This is a genomic window from Enterococcus phoeniculicola ATCC BAA-412 (assembly GCF_000407505.1).
GTDB classification, from domain to species: domain Bacteria; phylum Bacillota; class Bacilli; order Lactobacillales; family Enterococcaceae; genus Enterococcus_K; species Enterococcus_K phoeniculicola.
Map to the genome: position 1 here is coordinate 430,086 of NZ_ASWE01000004.1, position 16,394 is coordinate 446,479.

Annotated in this window: 16 protein-coding genes and 1 riboswitch; of the genes, 11 read left to right on the top strand and 5 right to left on the bottom strand. The window is 34.1% G+C overall.

All coding sequences use genetic code 11. The annotated features are described in order from the left end of the window. Positions 1-159: 159 nt before the first annotated feature. Positions 160-927, bottom strand: coding sequence for a GHKL domain-containing protein (locus I589_RS18435; protein ID WP_162140360.1), 768 nt, complete (start codon positions 925-927; stop codon positions 160-162). 571 nt (positions 928-1,498) lie between these two features. Further along, positions 1,499-2,206 carry a LytR/AlgR family response regulator transcription factor gene (locus tag I589_RS15985; RefSeq protein ID WP_010767347.1) on the bottom strand — a complete coding sequence of 236 codons (708 nt, stop codon included), beginning with the start codon at positions 2,204-2,206 and terminating at the stop codon, positions 1,499-1,501. Between the two features lie 100 nt (positions 2,207-2,306). On the opposite strand from I589_RS15985, the gene I589_RS15990 reads away from it, so the two are divergent. Beyond that, complete coding sequence (locus I589_RS15990) at positions 2,307-2,981, top strand: C39 family peptidase (RefSeq protein WP_010767348.1); 675 nt, start codon at positions 2,307-2,309, stop codon at positions 2,979-2,981. 63 nt (positions 2,982-3,044) lie between these two features. Next, positions 3,045-3,740 carry a hypothetical protein gene (locus I589_RS15995; RefSeq protein WP_010767349.1) on the top strand — a complete coding sequence of 232 codons (696 nt, stop codon included), beginning with the start codon at positions 3,045-3,047 and terminating at the stop codon, positions 3,738-3,740. A gap of 790 nt (positions 3,741-4,530) precedes the next feature. Here I589_RS15995 and I589_RS16000 read toward each other — a convergent pair. Next, positions 4,531-4,893, bottom strand: a complete 363-nt coding sequence (locus tag I589_RS16000; RefSeq protein WP_010767350.1) for a YxeA family protein — start codon at positions 4,891-4,893, stop codon at positions 4,531-4,533. A gap of 396 nt (positions 4,894-5,289) precedes the next feature. Between I589_RS16000 and I589_RS16005 the strand changes: the two genes are divergently transcribed. The 4 genes from I589_RS16005 to I589_RS16020 all read left to right on the top strand — a co-directional run bounded on the left by I589_RS16005 (position 5,290) and on the right by I589_RS16020 (position 11,175). Then, positions 5,290-8,529, top strand: a complete 3,240-nt coding sequence (locus tag I589_RS16005) for a bacterial Ig-like domain-containing protein (protein WP_010767351.1) — start codon at positions 5,290-5,292, stop codon at positions 8,527-8,529. Positions 8,530-8,929: 400 nt separating this feature from the next. Then, complete coding sequence (locus tag I589_RS16010) at positions 8,930-10,345, top strand: helix-turn-helix domain-containing protein (RefSeq protein WP_010767352.1); 1,416 nt, start codon at positions 8,930-8,932, stop codon at positions 10,343-10,345. Then, the gene (locus I589_RS16015) at positions 10,329-10,760 is read left to right on the top strand and encodes a MucBP domain-containing protein (protein ID WP_010767353.1); all 432 of its coding nucleotides are present in this window, start codon (positions 10,329-10,331) and stop codon (positions 10,758-10,760) included. The genes I589_RS16010 and I589_RS16015 overlap by 17 nt, the downstream gene beginning before the upstream one ends. Before the next feature lie 190 nt (positions 10,761-10,950). Next, positions 10,951-11,175, top strand: a complete 225-nt coding sequence (locus I589_RS16020) for a hypothetical protein (protein ID WP_010767354.1) — start codon at positions 10,951-10,953, stop codon at positions 11,173-11,175. A gap of 256 nt (positions 11,176-11,431) precedes the next feature. On the opposite strand, the gene I589_RS18640 is transcribed toward I589_RS16020, so the two are convergent. Both I589_RS18640 and I589_RS18645 read right to left on the bottom strand, forming a co-directional pair. Further along, positions 11,432-11,695 carry a TetR-like C-terminal domain-containing protein gene (locus tag I589_RS18640; RefSeq protein WP_342662914.1) on the bottom strand — a complete coding sequence of 88 codons (264 nt, stop codon included), beginning with the start codon at positions 11,693-11,695 and terminating at the stop codon, positions 11,432-11,434. Further along, complete coding sequence (locus I589_RS18645) at positions 11,641-11,991, bottom strand: TetR/AcrR family transcriptional regulator (RefSeq protein WP_010767356.1); 351 nt, start codon at positions 11,989-11,991, stop codon at positions 11,641-11,643. Before I589_RS18645 ends, I589_RS18640 begins: the two co-directional genes overlap by 55 nt. Positions 11,992-12,170: 179 nt before the next feature. Further along, positions 12,171-12,260: riboswitch (TPP riboswitch) on the top strand. Between the two features lie 166 nt (positions 12,261-12,426). On the opposite strand from I589_RS18645, the gene thiW reads away from it, so the two are divergent. The 5 genes from thiW (at position 12,427) to I589_RS16055 (ending at position 16,392) form a co-directional block, all read left to right on the top strand. Continuing rightward, positions 12,427-12,963 (top strand): energy coupling factor transporter S component ThiW, encoded by a 537-nt coding sequence (gene thiW, locus I589_RS16035; RefSeq protein WP_010767357.1) that lies wholly within the window; start codon positions 12,427-12,429, stop codon positions 12,961-12,963. Positions 12,964-13,147: 184 nt separating this feature from the next. Beyond that, positions 13,148-14,164, top strand: a complete 1,017-nt coding sequence (gene lplA / locus I589_RS16040; RefSeq protein ID WP_010767358.1) for a lipoate--protein ligase — start codon at positions 13,148-13,150, stop codon at positions 14,162-14,164. A 10-nt stretch (positions 14,165-14,174) separates the two neighbouring features. Continuing rightward, complete coding sequence (locus I589_RS16045; protein WP_010767359.1) at positions 14,175-14,906, top strand: methionine ABC transporter ATP-binding protein; 732 nt, start codon at positions 14,175-14,177, stop codon at positions 14,904-14,906. After that, on the top strand, positions 14,893-15,564 hold the full coding sequence (gene emtB / locus I589_RS16050; RefSeq protein ID WP_010767360.1) for a metal ABC transporter permease EmtB: 672 nt from the start codon (positions 14,893-14,895) through the stop codon (positions 15,562-15,564). Before I589_RS16045 ends, emtB begins: the two co-directional genes overlap by 14 nt. 9 nt (positions 15,565-15,573) lie before the next feature. Further along, the gene (locus I589_RS16055) at positions 15,574-16,392 is read left to right on the top strand and encodes a MetQ/NlpA family ABC transporter substrate-binding protein (protein ID WP_010767361.1); all 819 of its coding nucleotides are present in this window, start codon (positions 15,574-15,576) and stop codon (positions 16,390-16,392) included. Positions 16,393-16,394: the final 2 nt, after the last annotated feature.

Sequence of the window (16,394 nt, forward strand, 5' to 3'; positions counted from 1 at the left end):
GATCTTTTTGAATAAATGACGAAAGAAGTTTGGACAGATGTGTTCAAGCTTTTTTCGGCGTTTGTATGAGGAAAATGTGTTCCTATTTAAGTGAATCAGTGAGTATTTGAAATGAACGACCTGTTTCTTATCTTTTCCTATTTTATCTACTCACGGGTTCTAACATTTGTAGCTATCTAAAAAAATAATAGTTGTCTGAAAATTATTTTCTGAGATTTCTTGATGATATAGACCGTTGTTTTTTTTGACATAATAGCGTATATTTTTCAAACCTAGCCCATTTGCTACTCGATCAATTCGAGTAGTCTTTTCTTTTTCATCAAATTTATTTATAAGCTCAATTTTAATTTTTCCATCGAAAGAATGAATGGTAAAATAAACCACTTTCTCCTCTTTTTTCTCATTTCGTATCGCTGCTTCAATTGCGTTGTCTAGCAAATTTCCCAATATCATGACAAATATATCTTGATTTAATCTAGTTGTTTCTGGAAGAAGAACCTCGGCTATCAGACGGACATCATTTAATTCAGAAATTCGAGCTTTTTCATTGATAAGGTAATTTAAACTGAAATTATGCGTATAGAATATTTCAGAAGAATGAATTATCTCGAGTTCACTTTTAAGATATTCTTTTACTTTTTCTAAATGAATAGGGGAAGGACGTTCTAATAAACTAAGAATATAAATGTATTGGTTTTTCAAATTATGTCGTTGTGTATCTATTTTTTTCTGATTTTCTTTCATTGAATTCAGGTATTTTAATTCTCCTATATACCGCTGATTCAATAAGGTCATCTCTACTTCTTTGGATAGTGCGTTTTCTAAAAAGATAAAAATATAGATGACAGAAAAAAAGAGAATAGAAAAAATGATAAGAATGATTATCTGTAATTCTTTGCTTAATGAATAGTTTAGTTGTTTCCACATAAAGGAAATAAGGATACTTCCTAGGATCAAAATGAGTGAAATGAAGATCAGTAAAGGTCCTGATTTTCTTCTTATATAGTTTTGTGTGAGTCTCTCTTTGAAAGGCACAAGACATTGTATAAGCAGAATTTTTAGTAAGAATGAAAAGATGGAATAGAGCACTCGTTCTGTCACTATTGAATGGGGATTAGGTAGAATGAAATATAATAGCGTAGTCGCATATGCGTTTGTCAATAAGAATAGATTTGATAAAAAGAAACTCCAAAAAAACATATTTTTGTGAAAAGAGTGTATTTCCTCACTAAGGATCATACAGAATAAAAAATAAAGAATATACTGCAAAATCGTTTGATAGATTATGTACCAATTCTGGAGGTGAATCAGTAGAAATCCTGTAATAATATAATTTTCAGATGCAAATTGTAGAGCCAAAACAGCGCATAAGAAAAACAATATAGTCATACGTTTTTTTTGACTGATTTGTTTCCCTTTAAAAAAATAGACTAAAAGTAAAAAGGGAAGAATTGTATCAAGAATACTCAGCACGAATTCTAGTGAGTCAATCATTTTATTATAAGACCTCCTTTAATTTTAACAATAGTTCTTTACGTATATTGTCTGAAAATTTTCTTCCAATAGGTAGTTCTATGACAGATTCGCCATCTGACAGTGTAATGAGCTTAGAAGAGAGTTTACAAACGTATTTGGTATTTAGGATGTAAGAATTATGACATTGTAAAAAATTATTATTTAATTTATTCAGTAGCTCTGCGTTTGACATGATTGCTTTATGAATTTTATTGCGCGTATGAATGTATACCCATTTTTTATTTTTTTCAAAATAAATAATCTCTCTAAATTTGAGACTGTGTAAATTTTTATTGAAAGTGAAAATAAACCGTCCCTCATCAGCTTCGGTGTAGTTGATTAAGCGATTGAGTACTGGGAAAAGTTTCTCTTTAGTAATTGGTTTGAGCAAATAATCAAAGGTTCTTATAGAAAATACTTCAGGCATGTATTTTTCAAAGCTTGTAAGAAAAATGATGAGAGTTTGCTGATTGGTTTCTCTTAAAAATTTAGCTAGTTCGATACCAGAAAAATCAGGCATTTGGATATCTAAAAGTAAAAGGTCATATTCATCGTTGTCAAACGATTTTTTTAATTTTTTTGAAGAAGTAAACACATGAATATCGAATAATTCACTATTGTACATCCTTAATAAGCGTTCCATAGTAACAGTTGTTGCTAAATCATCATCACATACGGCAATTTTTATCATCTATTTATTCCTTCTTTACTGTAGTTTGTGCCATCAACGGTTTTTGCTGGTAGTTTTATTATATAAATAAACTACGTTAAATAAAGAAGGAATTCGATAAATGAAGAAAAAATTATTTATTTTTTTTATTCTTACCATTCTTTTTGTTTTGGCAATAAAAAAATATGACACAAAGCCAGTCTCTCATCTAATTAATGTTCCACTTGAAAATCAAAATAGTGATGAAAAACTTGGAAATGGCTGTGAAATAACAGCTCTCAGTATGTTGTTAAAATATGAAGGCTATAAGGTAAATAAAAATGAACTAGCAGAAATTCTTGAGTATGTGCCTGTTAAAATTGATGCAAATACTTACGGAAACCCTCGCGATGGGTTTGTTGGAAATATTTATGGTGGACTTGATGCGATGGGTGTCTTTGTCGAACCTATTGCTAAGGTTGCAAAAACCATTGTAAAAAAAGAGAAAGAGATAGTTTTTGGTGAGGAAATTCCTTTCTCGAAAATCGAAGATCAAGTAAAAAATGGAAATCCTGTTTGGGTTTTGACGACCATTGACTATCAAATTCCCCAACCTGATGATCTTTTTATTTGGCATACAACAAAGGGAGAAGTACAGGTCAACAGGCTCTGTCACTCTGTGGTCATTACAGGGGTAGATGATACACATGTTTATGTAAATGATCCTTATGGAAAGAAAAATAAGTCTGTGCCTAAATCAAGGTTTATAAAAACTTATAAAAGTATGAATGAGCAAGCCCTATATTTTAACCAGTAAAAGAGGGAGAAGATAGGTTAAAAAATAAAGTTAGATAATCACAGTAGGAAGGAATGTGAAGAAATGAAAAAAATAATATTAATCGCAGTAATATTTATCGGAGGGATTTTTTACAGCACCACAGCAAAGGCATCAGTCTTTGGAAGAGAGGAGATACCAGCAGATACACAAGAAACCTATTTCCAAGAAAACTTTTTATCAGAATTTTCTGATTCAGATAAGTTAACTGTGCTTCCAGATGGAGGTGTTTTGCATGGACGGGCAACTGTTTCTTCTGTGGACGATCCGTCAATTATTATTAGTACGTATGATAGTGCTACTGATAGTCAAGCTATCAGTGTTGGAGAATTAAAAAAATTATACAAAGCGGAAAAAGAATTGTCTGACTTGGGCTATGTTTATTTAAGTACCGATGATAAGAGTACGAGTGTTCCAACAAAAATAATGTCATTGGACTATGGTGCATCGTATTCATCAAATAAGTTCACTGGAAGTGGCTGGCGATTTGGCGGGTTTCTTTTTAAAGCCATTAATTCCCCATTCCCCAATCTAATTTGGTCATCTCATGTGGATAGCGGGCTTGTGGGTACAAAATCACAAGCAAACTATACCCATGACAATGGTAGTCAAAGTGTATACCAAGGAGTTTTTGTAAATGTTGATCAGCGCTTGTCTGTTTCAAATACTCGAGTGTACTATAGCTATTCACCAAAGGATGGAACCTATTATTTTGTTGGGAATGTAGATAGCAAGCTTTAGTTTTAGGCTTAAATAGAACTGTCTTTTCTGTATGTAAACTAAGCCTTTAAATAGTTTTTTTGCTGATAAATATAGGGTTTGTCAATGAAGAAAACTATTTAGTGAACAGCAATCAGAAATTTTCTGAGGATAAAGTGAAGAGATCTTAGTCAAAGGCTGTTGTTTTTAAATTAAGTCAAAAAATTAAACTATTTAGAAGCGAGATCCGAAAGTTGGACAAGATAAGACTGGATGATATGACGCAGCTATCTAAGTTATATCTTAATAAAAGTTGGAAATAGAAGGCATAACGTCTAAAATACACAAAAAATAGTTATTTGTTATCTCTCCCTCGCAATTTGAAAAATCCAGCCACTTTTCTATAGAAGCCTATCAAGTGAATAAAATTTGGGTTTTCTTTTATTGGACAAATTATTATGGGAAGTGTAAATGATATTAAAAAATAGCCGAATAGATGTTGATGTACTGTTGATTGTAGTCATTATCTAATCAGCTATTTTTTTGTACGTCACTAACAAATAAGGAACATTCTGCTTGTTGTATTGTTTAGAATGAAGGGATATTTGATATAAAAATGGAGAGTAGAAATAGTAGAAAATAATGCTACATTAATTCTTATGAATGCTTAGAGGAGTGTTCTCTTTTTTTATAATAGCCTCTTTTTTATTAAAGAGCTTGGAATGGTAGTGAGTTTAAGTGTTCGATTGAATATCTGCATTTTGGCACCCACTATAAAGCTAGATTCCAAGCTTTTTTTGTACCTTTTTTATGGTTTTCTCCTCAGTAGAAATTAGTCAATCTGCTTCAAAGCTTCTTTTGGTACTTCCTCTTTTGGTACCTCTTCATAAGTTTCCACATGGGCACCCTTATTACTCAACTTTAAATAACGGTCAGTCTTTAGTTCACTAATGCCATTAAACTCAATAGTCCTTGTTTTTCCACTCGGAGAAGAAGCAAGTTGTTTATATGCTGCTGTTCCATAGCTATTGACTGAAACTGGTTTTTGCGTTTTTACATAAACTTCACCTCTTGGAACTAAAGGGTTCAGCTGATCTATAATCGCGGCAAACTCATTTGAAGCATTTTTTGTGTAGAGCATTGTTCCTCCTAATAAGATGGCTAATGATACAATACCTGTAAGTAATTTTTTCATAATAATGAATCTCCTTTTCGATTTAATAACAAAATGATAGCAACGAATTATTCACAAGAAATCAGTCTAGAGGTGTATATTCATCTAACATTGTTGTTAGCTAATTGTTAGATTTTATTCTTGACTGAAAGGTTCAGTTTTTTGAAATGAGTAAAAAGTCCTAAGTTTGATCATTTTTTATGAATTAAAGAGCTTTTTTCTATAGATTATTGGCTATTTTCGATATAATTCACTGACTTTATCAAAGTTTTTCTAGTAGAAAAAAATAATGAGAAAAAAACTAAGAAATATGGGTTATTTGCTTAAAGAAAAGAAGTAAGCTATTAAGGAAAGTTTTTTTAAGCAATATAATTTTTATTTGTAGAATTGAAGTGAAGGATGGAGAATAGTAAAGATATGAAAAAAACAACAACATTTATGATGCTGGGCTTATTGCTATCGACAAATATAGTTCCGCTAATCGCAACAGCTCAAACAATTGAAGAAAATGCAACACAACCGTCAGATGTAGAAAATGTGACAACCGTTGAATCTTCTACCGTATTTCCTAATCAAGTAGATTCAAGTGAAATGATTGAGAAAGAAGAGTCAAATGAGACTCATAGTGAAGCAACGGCAACAGTTGCTAGCAGTGATGAAATAGAAGTGATAAATAAAGAAGAAGTAAATAAAGAAGAAGTAAATAAGAAAGAGGATCGTGCGACTCCACCAGAACAAGAATTAAAAGAAGAACGCTCTTTGCCAACAGAAGAAGAACAGGAATCTATTGATTCTTGGATGCCTGATAAAAACCTTCAAAAAGCTATTTCAGAAGTTATAAAGGTACCTGTTGAGTCAATGACAAAGAAGGATATGTTAAAGGTTAAAACGCTTTATCTTTCCTCAAAAAATATTTACTCACTTAAAGGATTAGAGTACGCTACAAACTTAGGTGGAGATGTAGGCTTTAATTACAACCACATAAGTGATATTTCCCCTCTATTCAATTTGAAAATTACTTATCTAAGATTGGCTGGAAATAATATTTCTGATGTTCAGCAATTTCTTAACATGCCTTATCTCACTTCTCTAATAATTCCTGAGAACCATGTCAAAGATTTGTCCCCCATCCAAGGGAGTAACTATACAACAATCGCTGCACTCGATCAGACTATCTACCTAGATGAAAAAACGGTATTTCCAGATGAAGAAGTTGGAACAACTGCCGGAATTGTCCGTCCTAATGGGGATCAAATTACATCATTTACTGGTATGACTACTTATGATGCTCAATCTGATTATTTGTCATGGCAGTTAACGGGAGGTAAGCCCAAAACAGTTAATGCCAAGTGGGATGATAGTGTTTGGGTTCGCGCACACTATAATGCAAAAGGAACAGGATATGCCGGCTTTTCTGGAAAATATATTCAACCGCTTCAATACAAGGATGATCAGACGGCTATCAACGTTCATGACTCCATTGTTTACATAGGGGATAGCTGGGATCCAAAAGAAAATTTTGACTCTGCTTTTGATAGAGAAGGCAATCAAGTGGACTATTCAGAAATTTTGGTTGATGACAGTAATGTCAACCTATCGAAACCAGGGATTTACAAGGTGACATATACGTATAAAGGAAAGTCAGTCACGGCTGTTCTTACAGTCAAAGACAAATCAAAAGTTTCTGTACATTATATGAATGAACAAGGGGCTGAAATCCATAAGAGTCAAACCTTGTTAGGGAAACCAAAAGAAACTTATGACACGAGTCAAGCTCCCTATTTTATTCAACAAATTGATGATTATTACGTTGATACCCAAAATCTACCAACAAATAGAAGTGGAGAGTTTACAGATGTCGCTCAAACAGTCATTTATAAGTATAAAAAAGATGTATCTTTACTGAGCGTTCATAATACTACCTTAACAGTTGGAGATACTTGGAAAGAAGAAGACAATTTTGATAAGGCAGTCGATATCTGGGGGAATCCGGTGAGTTTTAATCAACTAACCCATAGTGGAACTGTGGATACTACAACGGCTGGGGTTTATAAGGTTGTCTATGAGCAGTCTGTACCGGAGATTATAGAGAGTAAAGTAGAAGGAAAGCATTTTGCTACAGCCATGATTACAGTTTTACCAAAAGATGAGACACATGTGAAAGTTCATGATTCTCAGCTAACAGTCGGAGATTCGTGGAAAGCTGAAGACAATTTTGATTACGCCAAAGATTTTTATGGAAATGATATACCGTTATCAGCGATACAGGTGACTGGAAATGTTGACACGATGACTCCAGGAGAATACCAAGTAACCTACTCACAATATGTACTTAATATTTTTATGCGAGGATTAACAGAAGGAAAATATGAAGCGACAGCGACCATTACGGTAAAGGAAAAAGAAGTTGTCCCAGCAGCGCCTGTTACAGTGAAATATCAGGATGAAAAGGGAAATACACTACATGAAGAAAAAACAATTTCCGGATTAGTCGGAGAAGCATATGATGCAACTACATCTGAGTATCAGCTTTCAATTGAGGGCTATATACTAACAGGCGTTTCGGATAATGTAAAAGGGACACTCTCTGAAAAAAATCAAGAAGTTATTTATACCTATATAAAAGATTTAAGCCAAGTAAGTGTTCATGACTCGGAGATAACAGTAGGTGATGCATGGAAAGCCGAAGATAATTTCGACCGAGCAATTGATGAATCAGGAGAAGAGGTTTCGTTTGAACAGATTATTGTCACTGGACAAGTGGATACCAATACTGCTGGAAGTTATAAGGTACACTATCAACTACCAAAAACAATAGAAAGTCGACAATCAGCAACGGAAGCAATCGCAACGATTACAGTTTTACCAAAAGATGAGACACATGTGAAAGTTCATGATTCTCAGCTAACAGTCGGAGATTCGTGGAAAGCCGAAGACAATTTTGATTACGCCAAAGATTTTTATGGAAATGATATACCGTTATCAGCGATACAGGTGACTGGAAATGTTGACACGATGACTCCAGGAGAATACCAAGTAACCTACTCACAATATGTACTTAATATTTTTACGCGAGGATTAACAGAAGGAAAATATGAAGCGACAGCGACCATTACGGTAAAGGAAAAAGAAGTTGTCCCAGCAGCGTCTGTTACAGTGAAGTATCAGGATGAAAAGGGAAATACACTACATGAAGAAAAAACGATTTCCGGACTAGTCGGAGAAACATATGTAGCTGAGGAATTGGAGCTAGAGGGGTATCGATTCGTTCGAGTAATAGGAAATGAAAAAGGGATGTTCACAAATCAGGAGCAGTTAGTTATCTATGTTTATGAAAAAGTAAGAGATGATGAAACAACAGTAGACACAGGGGAAAGTAAGACGCCAGATGAAACTACAGGAAGCCAATCAGATAAAGGCAATGTAATCATACATTATACAGATGAAGAGGGGAATTCATTAGTAAAGGATAAAGTGATTACTGGAACTGTTGGTTCGAGCTATGAGACAAAACCAATCTCATTTTTACCAAAAACAGGAGAAAGCCAAGTGCTATCTAGTATATTTACAAAGATAGGAATAGGAATACTGGTGATTATTATGGGGATTTGGGGATTTTTCAAAAGAGAATCAATAAAAGAAAAAAATGATAGGTAAGAATCGCGCAAGGCATAAAAGGTGAGGTCAAAGCGTAAGTAAAAATGTATATGGATTGTGATTGAATCAATAGACTGATAATTTAGATGGAGGAGAGCCAAACAGAGGTGTGCAGAAATCCGCAAGCAAGTGGGTGCTGTCAATCATCAAAACGAAAATTTTGCTGATTGAAATGCCAAAGTAGAAGCATCTCCACATCTATTTTCTATAAAAAGAGTGTATCGACACACCTTCATCTTATTTTTGAATAAGCAATCAAACTTTGGAGATTGATGAGAGTGTAGTGGAGAGTACTTACTTTTTTCACACTCCTTATTTATTCGAAAATTAGATAAAAAAGAGGCTGAGGTTTCGTTCTACATCAGACTCACCTATCATTTTATAAGTTAGAGGGAAATAGATGATTTTAGATATGTTAGAAGAAAATAATCGTTATGAGCTGTTGTTTGCTCGCTTAATGGAGGAGTATAATTATCAAATATTGACGGAAAAATATGCATGCGATTATTTAAATGTGTCCAGATACAAGCTATATTATTTTATCAATGAGCTAAATAGTTACCTTGAAAATAATGAGATTAAAGTAAATGATGAGAGTGTGATTCTCTATTCTCCGATTACCACGATTGATTTGGAGAAATTAAAATATACTTTTATCCTTCAGTCAAAGAATTTTTTACTTTTACATTCCATTGTTGAAGGAAAAAAGAGCATCAAGTCATTTGCAAAAAAGGAATATCTTAGTCTTCCTCAAGCCTATCGAAAACGAGGACAATTAGCTGCAATTTTAGAGGAAGAAATTGAAATAACTATAAAAGGGATGTCCTTAATTTCAGAAAATGAGCTAGCCATTCGTAATGGATTATTTGATATATATTTTTATTTTTTTGGTGGGTTTGAGTTCCCTTTCCCACAAGAAATAAGTGATAAATATGTAGAAATTGAACAGTTTTTGCTCGCTGGATGGCGTTTACGTTTGTCAAAAACAGATGCACAAAAATTAAAATTATTTCTTTTCATACAACTTTCTCGAATTTCCTCGAATAATGTATTAGCTGATATTGAGGCAGAGCAATTAAAAGAATATATTCAGTTTCAATCAGATACACCGTATGTTCTTCCTGAGAAGATTAATTTTCCCAAAAATGAAGAACTGTTTTTAATGACCTATATTGGGCTGAATTTTGATAAAGACAAGTTATCCATTGTTCGACAAGGTGAGCTAGGAAGACTTGTTGAGGCATTTATTACTGTATTAGAAGAGAAGCTACAAGATAAATATCCTATTAAAGAGCAGTTGTTACATCAAAGTGCACTAATTTTTGCAAATTGGCTAACCTTTTCCAATCAGGCGACCTCTTTTATTGAGGAGTCCCAGATTGGCTATTTTAGCGAGATGTATCCATTATTTCATACGATTGCATTTCAGTTTGTCAATGAATACTGTCGAATACTCGACAGTGCAGAAATTACTAATAGTCAGCTGACAAAGTATTATTTTGATATTATCTTTTTGCTGATTCGCAGTATCTCACTAACTGAGGTTGAACCGGTTGTGACAATCTGTGTAGATTTCTCGCATGGTGAAATGTACAATGCTTTTATTAAACGGAATCTTGAAAATTATCGAGACTTGAATATTCAGCTACAGGATGTGTTTGATAGGAATACGGATATTTATTTATCAGATATTTATCTCCCAAATCTAGTCGTTAAACAAATCATTTGGAGAGATCCGCCTACAAAAAATGACTGGACAAATTTTGGGGATTCAGTGTTAGCTATAAAGGAGAAAAAGATTGAAAAAAGAAAATAAAATTTTAGTTAGTCTATTACTTTTCTTTACAAGCGGACAAATATTTATAGCTAAGGATACAGTCGAATCTTTTGGCGAGTTAGTAAAAGAGGGAATGAAAATTTCTTTAAGTAATCAATATTTTATTGAAGAAAGTATTTTATGGGAGCTAATCGAACAACCAAAAAATGCGAGTGGAATAATCGCTAAAGAAGATACTGACGTAAATTATGTTTACCGAAAAGTTGATAAACGAATCTGGAATGATAAAAAAGCAGAACACTTTGAAAATAAAGCAACGATGCCTCAACCGTTGATGACTGGGGGAATGGATGGGGAAATTCATTCTCACGTGGGGGCTTTGATGAGTGAGCTGAGTGGTAAAATTATTTATGGGGAATATAAAAATGATAAAGCAAAAAGAAGTTGGTTTTAATTGCTAAATATTTTTTGAAACAAGTAAATGAAGGATAAGTGTGGACAGATAGTATACTGTAAAAAGATTTCAACAAAAGAGACTTGAAGCTATCTCTATATCCGAAAATTCGCTTGTTACGTCGACTTAATTGACAAAAAAGAGGCGCAACGATTATGCTTAAGATAGATAGACAGAGGAGGAATCAATAATGGACGAGACAGTTTTCTTTAATCAAGGCAATGCAATGAACACAGATGTAGATATTAAAGCATTATATGTAGCTGCACAAATTGAAAAAGATCGAAGCGGACTACACAAGGAACTAATTATTGTACGCGACTCAAAAAATAAGCAGTACATCCTTTTTGAAAAAGAAACGTTCGATAAACTAGAGAACAAAGAATCCTACAAAATTATTGATTATCTTTCTTAAGTCAAATGAGGATACGAAAATTGAGGTCGAGTCAGAAGTACCTAGCTCTGAGAACCAAGTAAGTGAAGTCGGGACAGAAGCCTTTAACTCACGCATGGGACATGCATAGAAGTTGTTGAGAGCGGAACAAAGTTGGGAGATGCGTTGCTTCTGTTCCCAACCTGTATTAAGAATTCACGAGGGTGAGCTATAATTTAGTTATAGTTCACCCTCGTAATTTTTGTTGTAATCGTTACTCTAGTTCTCAGTCATTAGGCTAAACAAGCTGAAAAGGGACAATTCGATCCGCGATTCTTGCAAGCTCTTCTGGAGATTCTTTTTTTCCGCTATCCAACCACTCTTGTAATAAACCAAACATCGCATTGCTAAGGTAGGCGAGTAGGTATCTTTCTTCGGTTTTGTCACTTATCTTTATAGAGAGATGTGGCAAGATATTTACTTGTGCATTCTGTTTTAACAGCTGCTTCACCTGTATTTGTATTTCCGAAGTACCGTTGTTGGATAACAACAAGGACAACAATTCCCCTTCTGTTGAAAAAAACGCAACATAACCACAAAAAATTCTTGTCGATTTTCATGTGAAGTTATTTCAAAAAGAAGCTGTGCTTTCTCAAGTAGTTCCTCTTGATATTTTTCTACAAGCTCATATTTATCTTGATAATGCAGATAAAAAGTACCACGGCTGATGTCCGCTTTTTTGCTGATGTCATTTATTGTAATTTTATCAAATGATTTTTCCGTCAATAAGGAAATCATCGCTTGATGAATGTTCTTTTTTGTTCGAAGAACACGTAAGTCTGTTGTCTGGTGTGCCATGAAAAACCCTCCATCTATTGAATAAGTATTGGAATAGTCTATGCTAAGTTTATAAGAAAATGAACGTAGTGTCTATTTAATAAAAAAAGGACTAGTTTCTCATTAATAGAAATTAAGAATAAATAAAAAGAGGGCAGAGAAAAGAAAATATGCTATACTCAACTTGAAAAATTAAATACTAGAAACATTTGGGGTGCCTTTGCGCTGAGATAATACCCATTGAACCTGATGCAGTTAGAACTGACGAAGGGAAATGTTTGAACACACTCATTTTTATATTATGAGAAGAGTAGCCATTAATAGGCAGTTTATTTGTGACTCTTTGAAAAGAATGCGTTCAATAGCCGTATCGGCACCTCTTTTGCTTCTAAACCGGAAGTAAGGAGGTGCTTTTTTTAGTTTCTAAAGAATAAAAAAGGAAAGAAGGAAAAGAATATGAGAGAATCAAAACTAAAAAAATTAACGATTTTATCTATGATGATTGCACTAGATGTAGTGTTATCCCCGTTATTTCGGATTGAAGGGATGGCTCCGATGTCTAGTGTCATGAATGTGATTGCAGCAGTTTCATTAGGACCCTTTTATGCAACCATTATGGCATTTGTTTGTGGTATTTTACGAATTACGCTTTTGGGGATTCCTCCCTTGGCATTAACTGGCGCTGTATTTGGTGCGTTTTTAGCAGGTATATTTTATCAAATAAAGGCATCAAACTGGTTAGCGGCTTTCGGAGAAATCATTGGGACTGGGCTTTTAGGGTCCTTGCTTTCTTATCCTGTAATGGTGTGGTTTACAGGAAGTACAAATGGATTATTCTGGTTTGTTTATACGCCACGCTTTTTCGGAGGAGCAATTTCTGGGTCTTTTATTGCTTTATTTGTATTAGTGAAGCTAGATAAAATAGGTGTATTTCAAAAGGTAAAAACGTTATTCCAATCGTCAGTCATTTATAAAAAGAATGAAAGCCAATAGAGAAACCTACAGGACGATTTTAAAATCCCTCTTTTTGATTAGTCAGCTAAATAATTGATTCTATGAGGAAGTGTAATACAGAAAATCATTTAAAGTGATACAGTTGATGCAGGCATTAAAGTTGCAATAATTTGAAAAAAAAGACATGATAGGACTGTTAATATTAGAAGAGAGGACGAATAAGATGCGTTACTTTATAATGGATAGTCAAGATATCCGAGTGAATCTTGCAACAGAAGAATATTTAATGAATACAGCAGATGTTTCTGAACCATTGCTTCTGTTCTATATACAAAAACCGTCTGTTATCATTGGTCGATATCAAAATGCTTATGAAGAAATCAATCTTGATTACTTGCGGGAACATCATGTAGTTTTGACGAGGCGAATATCAGGTGGTGGTGCCGTTTATGATGATTTAGGAAACTTAAGTTTTAGTATTGTGATGCAAAAAGATGATACAACCTTTGGCGACTATCAGCGCGTGACAATGCCAATTTTGAAAGGGCTTCAAGCAATGGGCGCGCGGTCTGCTGAGATGGGTGGAAGAAATGATTTGTATATTCATGGTCAGAAATTTTCTGGAAATGCTATGTATACCAAAAAAAATCGAACCTATTCTCATGGCACGTTAATGTATGATGTGGATTTATCTATTTTGGAATCAGTTTTAACTGTTTCTAAAGAAAAATTTGAATCAAAAGCAACAAAATCAGTCCGAAAAAGTGTATCAAACATTAAGCCCTATTTAGATGAACGCTACCAGGCAGATACAACAGAGGAATTTCGAGATGAGCTACTTTGTCAAATTTATTCAGTATCTTCTCTAAATGAAATTTCAGATAAGCAATTAAAACTAACGGATAAAGATAATGAAGAAATTCAAAAATTAGTTGATACGCGTTACAGCAATGATGAATGGATTTTCGGTGAAACACCTGAATTTCATTTCAATAAACGCACGAGAATTCCTTCTGTTGGAATCGTAGATATTCATGTTTCTACAAATAAAGGAATAATTCAAGAGTTGGCTATTTATGGAGATTTTTTTGGTGAACAAGAGATAGACATACTTCAAAATCAACTGATAGGGGAACCCTATATTTATGAAGTGCTGAAAAAGCGACTTCAAACGTTCTCTGTTTCAGACTATATTTTGAATTTAACGAATGAAGAGCTGCTTTCTTTATTATTTTCATAGGAGGAAATAGATGATTCAGTTGCATCATGTTTCAAAAGACTATCAACAAATAAATGCATTAGATGATTTAAACTTCCAGATTGAGCAGGGGGAAATAGTTGGAATTATTGGGAAAAGTGGTTCAGGAAAATCAACGTTGCTTCGTATACTCAATTTAATTGAAACACCAACTAAAGGGGAGATTTATTTTGGGGAGAAAGAGATTCAGACTCTTACAAAAAAGCAGATTCAACAAACCAAACAAACGATTGGAATGATTTTTCAGCACTATAATTTATTAAGTAATTTAACTGTTCATCAAAACGTAGCTCTTCCTTTAAAGTTACTAGGGAAAACTAATCATGAAAAAGTAGATGAATTACTTGATTTTGTAGGAATGCGTATGAAAAGTCAATATTATCCTGCGGAATTATCAGGAGGAGAAAAACAGCGAGTGGCTATTGCTCGTGCACTGGTTAGAAACCCAACGTTATTACTTTGTGATGAACCAACTAGTTCTTTGGATGAAGAAAATACAGAAGAAATTATTCGATTGTTAAAAAGGACTCATAAAGAGTTTTCTCCCACGATTTTGTTTGTCAGTCACGAATTAAGTTCAGTAAAAACTTTATGTGAACGGGTGTTGGTACTTGAATCAGGTAGGATTACAGACGAATTCTTTAACACACCTAAAGACGTATCTTCCCCTGTACTTTCTTATGCAGAGAGAATAAAGCGGGGGGTAAAAGATGTCCGTAATTGAAAATATTCAGTATTACTTACCGGAATTTATTGTGTCTTTAAAGCAAACAGGTATCATGATGAGCATTAGTATGGGGGCTGCGTTACTTGTTGGGCTCCCATTAGGAATTGGGTTGTTTTTGTCCAATCCCAAAGGACGCAAAAAAAACGTAGTCAATTATTGGGTATTAAATTTTTTGATTACTTTGATTCGTTCCTATCCCTTTTTACTATTTGTCATTTCATTAATACCGGTCACTCGTCTGATTATTGGACGAGCATTCGGGCCATATCCTGCCTCTTTTCCATTGAGTATTGTAGCATGTGCCATTTTTGCCCGGCTGGTAGAACAAGTACTTTTAGATGTACCTAAAGAGATAGGCGCGTTAAGTGAGTCATTAGGAGTGAGCCGCTGGCAGTACCTGTGGCATTTTTTATTGGTAGAAGCAAGGAGTGGTATTTTATTAGCATATACGACTACGATTGTCAGCATGGTTTCTTACTCTACTGTAATGGGGATTGTTGGTGGCGGTGGAGTTGGAGATTTCGCCATTCGTTATGGGTATCAAAGCTACCAATATGGCATTATGTATTTTGCGATTGTTTTTCTGATTGTTTGCGTATTTATTCTCCAAATGACGGGGAATTATTTTGCACAAAAACTAGATAAAAGAAAGTAGGAGAAATAGATGAAAAAAGTGATTTTAGCAGTGTTAGCATTGAGTGTCCTTGGAGCCGTGACTGCTTGCGGTACAGAAAAAAAAGAGAGTGCGGGAAAAGAAGATAAAATAATCAAGGTAGCTAGTCAAGCACCGCCGATGACAGATGTAGTAAAAGTGGCTGCAGAAGTAGCAAAAGAAGATGGCTGGGAAATTGAATTAGTGCAAGTGAACGATAATGTCGCTTATAATGATATGGTTTCAGGGAAAGAGGCAGATGCAAGTTTTGCTCAACATGAACCTTTCATGATGAAGTACAATGAGGAAAAGAGAACAAATTTGGTTGCTATTCAGCCTATTTATGATGCAAAGGTTGGGTTTTATTCAAAGGACTATCAATCAGTAGATGAGCTTCCTGAAAATAGCAAAATAGCGTTACCAAGCGATGTATCAAATGAAGGACGTGCATTAGCTATTTTACAGGAACAAGGATTAATTAAGTTAAAAGAGGGCGTTGGTGTGAATGGTACAACCAAGGATATTATTGAGAATCCGAAAAAATTTGACTTTCTGTCTGTGGATTTATTGAATCTAGCTGAAGCATATAGTGAACCGGGTGTTTCTTTGGTTTATAATTACCCTACCTATATTTCAAAAATCGGCTTAACACCTAGTGATGCACTATTCTTGGAAAAAAATATTGATGGACGATTTTCCATTCAACTAGTTGCACGAGAAGATAATAAAGAGAGCGAGAAAATAAAGGCACTGAAAAAAGCGATGACAAGTGATAAAGTAAAAGAATTTTTAGAAGGGGAACATAGTGAGACGCTCGTTGTTTCATTTTAAAT

What these genes read in the sequence shown, in the direction of transcription:
- I589_RS18435 (WP_162140360.1), bottom strand. Translation starts at nt 927, where the DNA reads ATGTGGAAACAACTAAACTATTCATTAAGCAAAGAATTACAGATAATC.
- I589_RS15985 (WP_010767347.1), bottom strand. Translation starts at nt 2,206, where the DNA reads ATGATAAAAATTGCCGTATGTGATGATGATTTAGCAACAACTGTTACT.
- I589_RS15990 (WP_010767348.1), top strand. Translation starts at nt 2,307, where the DNA reads ATGAAGAAAAAATTATTTATTTTTTTTATTCTTACCATTCTTTTTGTT.
- I589_RS15995 (WP_010767349.1), top strand. Translation starts at nt 3,045, where the DNA reads ATGAAAAAAATAATATTAATCGCAGTAATATTTATCGGAGGGATTTTT.
- I589_RS16000 (WP_010767350.1), bottom strand. Translation starts at nt 4,893, where the DNA reads ATGAAAAAATTACTTACAGGTATTGTATCATTAGCCATCTTATTAGGA.
- I589_RS16005 (WP_010767351.1), top strand. Translation starts at nt 5,290, where the DNA reads ATGAAAAAAACAACAACATTTATGATGCTGGGCTTATTGCTATCGACA.
- I589_RS16010 (WP_010767352.1), top strand. Translation starts at nt 8,930, where the DNA reads ATGATTTTAGATATGTTAGAAGAAAATAATCGTTATGAGCTGTTGTTT.
- I589_RS16020 (WP_010767354.1), top strand. Translation starts at nt 10,951, where the DNA reads ATGGACGAGACAGTTTTCTTTAATCAAGGCAATGCAATGAACACAGAT.
- I589_RS18645 (WP_010767356.1), bottom strand. Translation starts at nt 11,991, where the DNA reads ATGGCACACCAGACAACAGACTTACGTGTTCTTCGAACAAAAAAGAAC.
- thiW (WP_010767357.1), top strand. Translation starts at nt 12,427, where the DNA reads ATGAGAGAATCAAAACTAAAAAAATTAACGATTTTATCTATGATGATT.
- lplA (WP_010767358.1), top strand. Translation starts at nt 13,148, where the DNA reads ATGCGTTACTTTATAATGGATAGTCAAGATATCCGAGTGAATCTTGCA.
- I589_RS16045 (WP_010767359.1), top strand. Translation starts at nt 14,175, where the DNA reads ATGATTCAGTTGCATCATGTTTCAAAAGACTATCAACAAATAAATGCA.
- emtB (WP_010767360.1), top strand. Translation starts at nt 14,893, where the DNA reads ATGTCCGTAATTGAAAATATTCAGTATTACTTACCGGAATTTATTGTG.
- I589_RS16055 (WP_010767361.1), top strand. Translation starts at nt 15,574, where the DNA reads ATGAAAAAAGTGATTTTAGCAGTGTTAGCATTGAGTGTCCTTGGAGCC.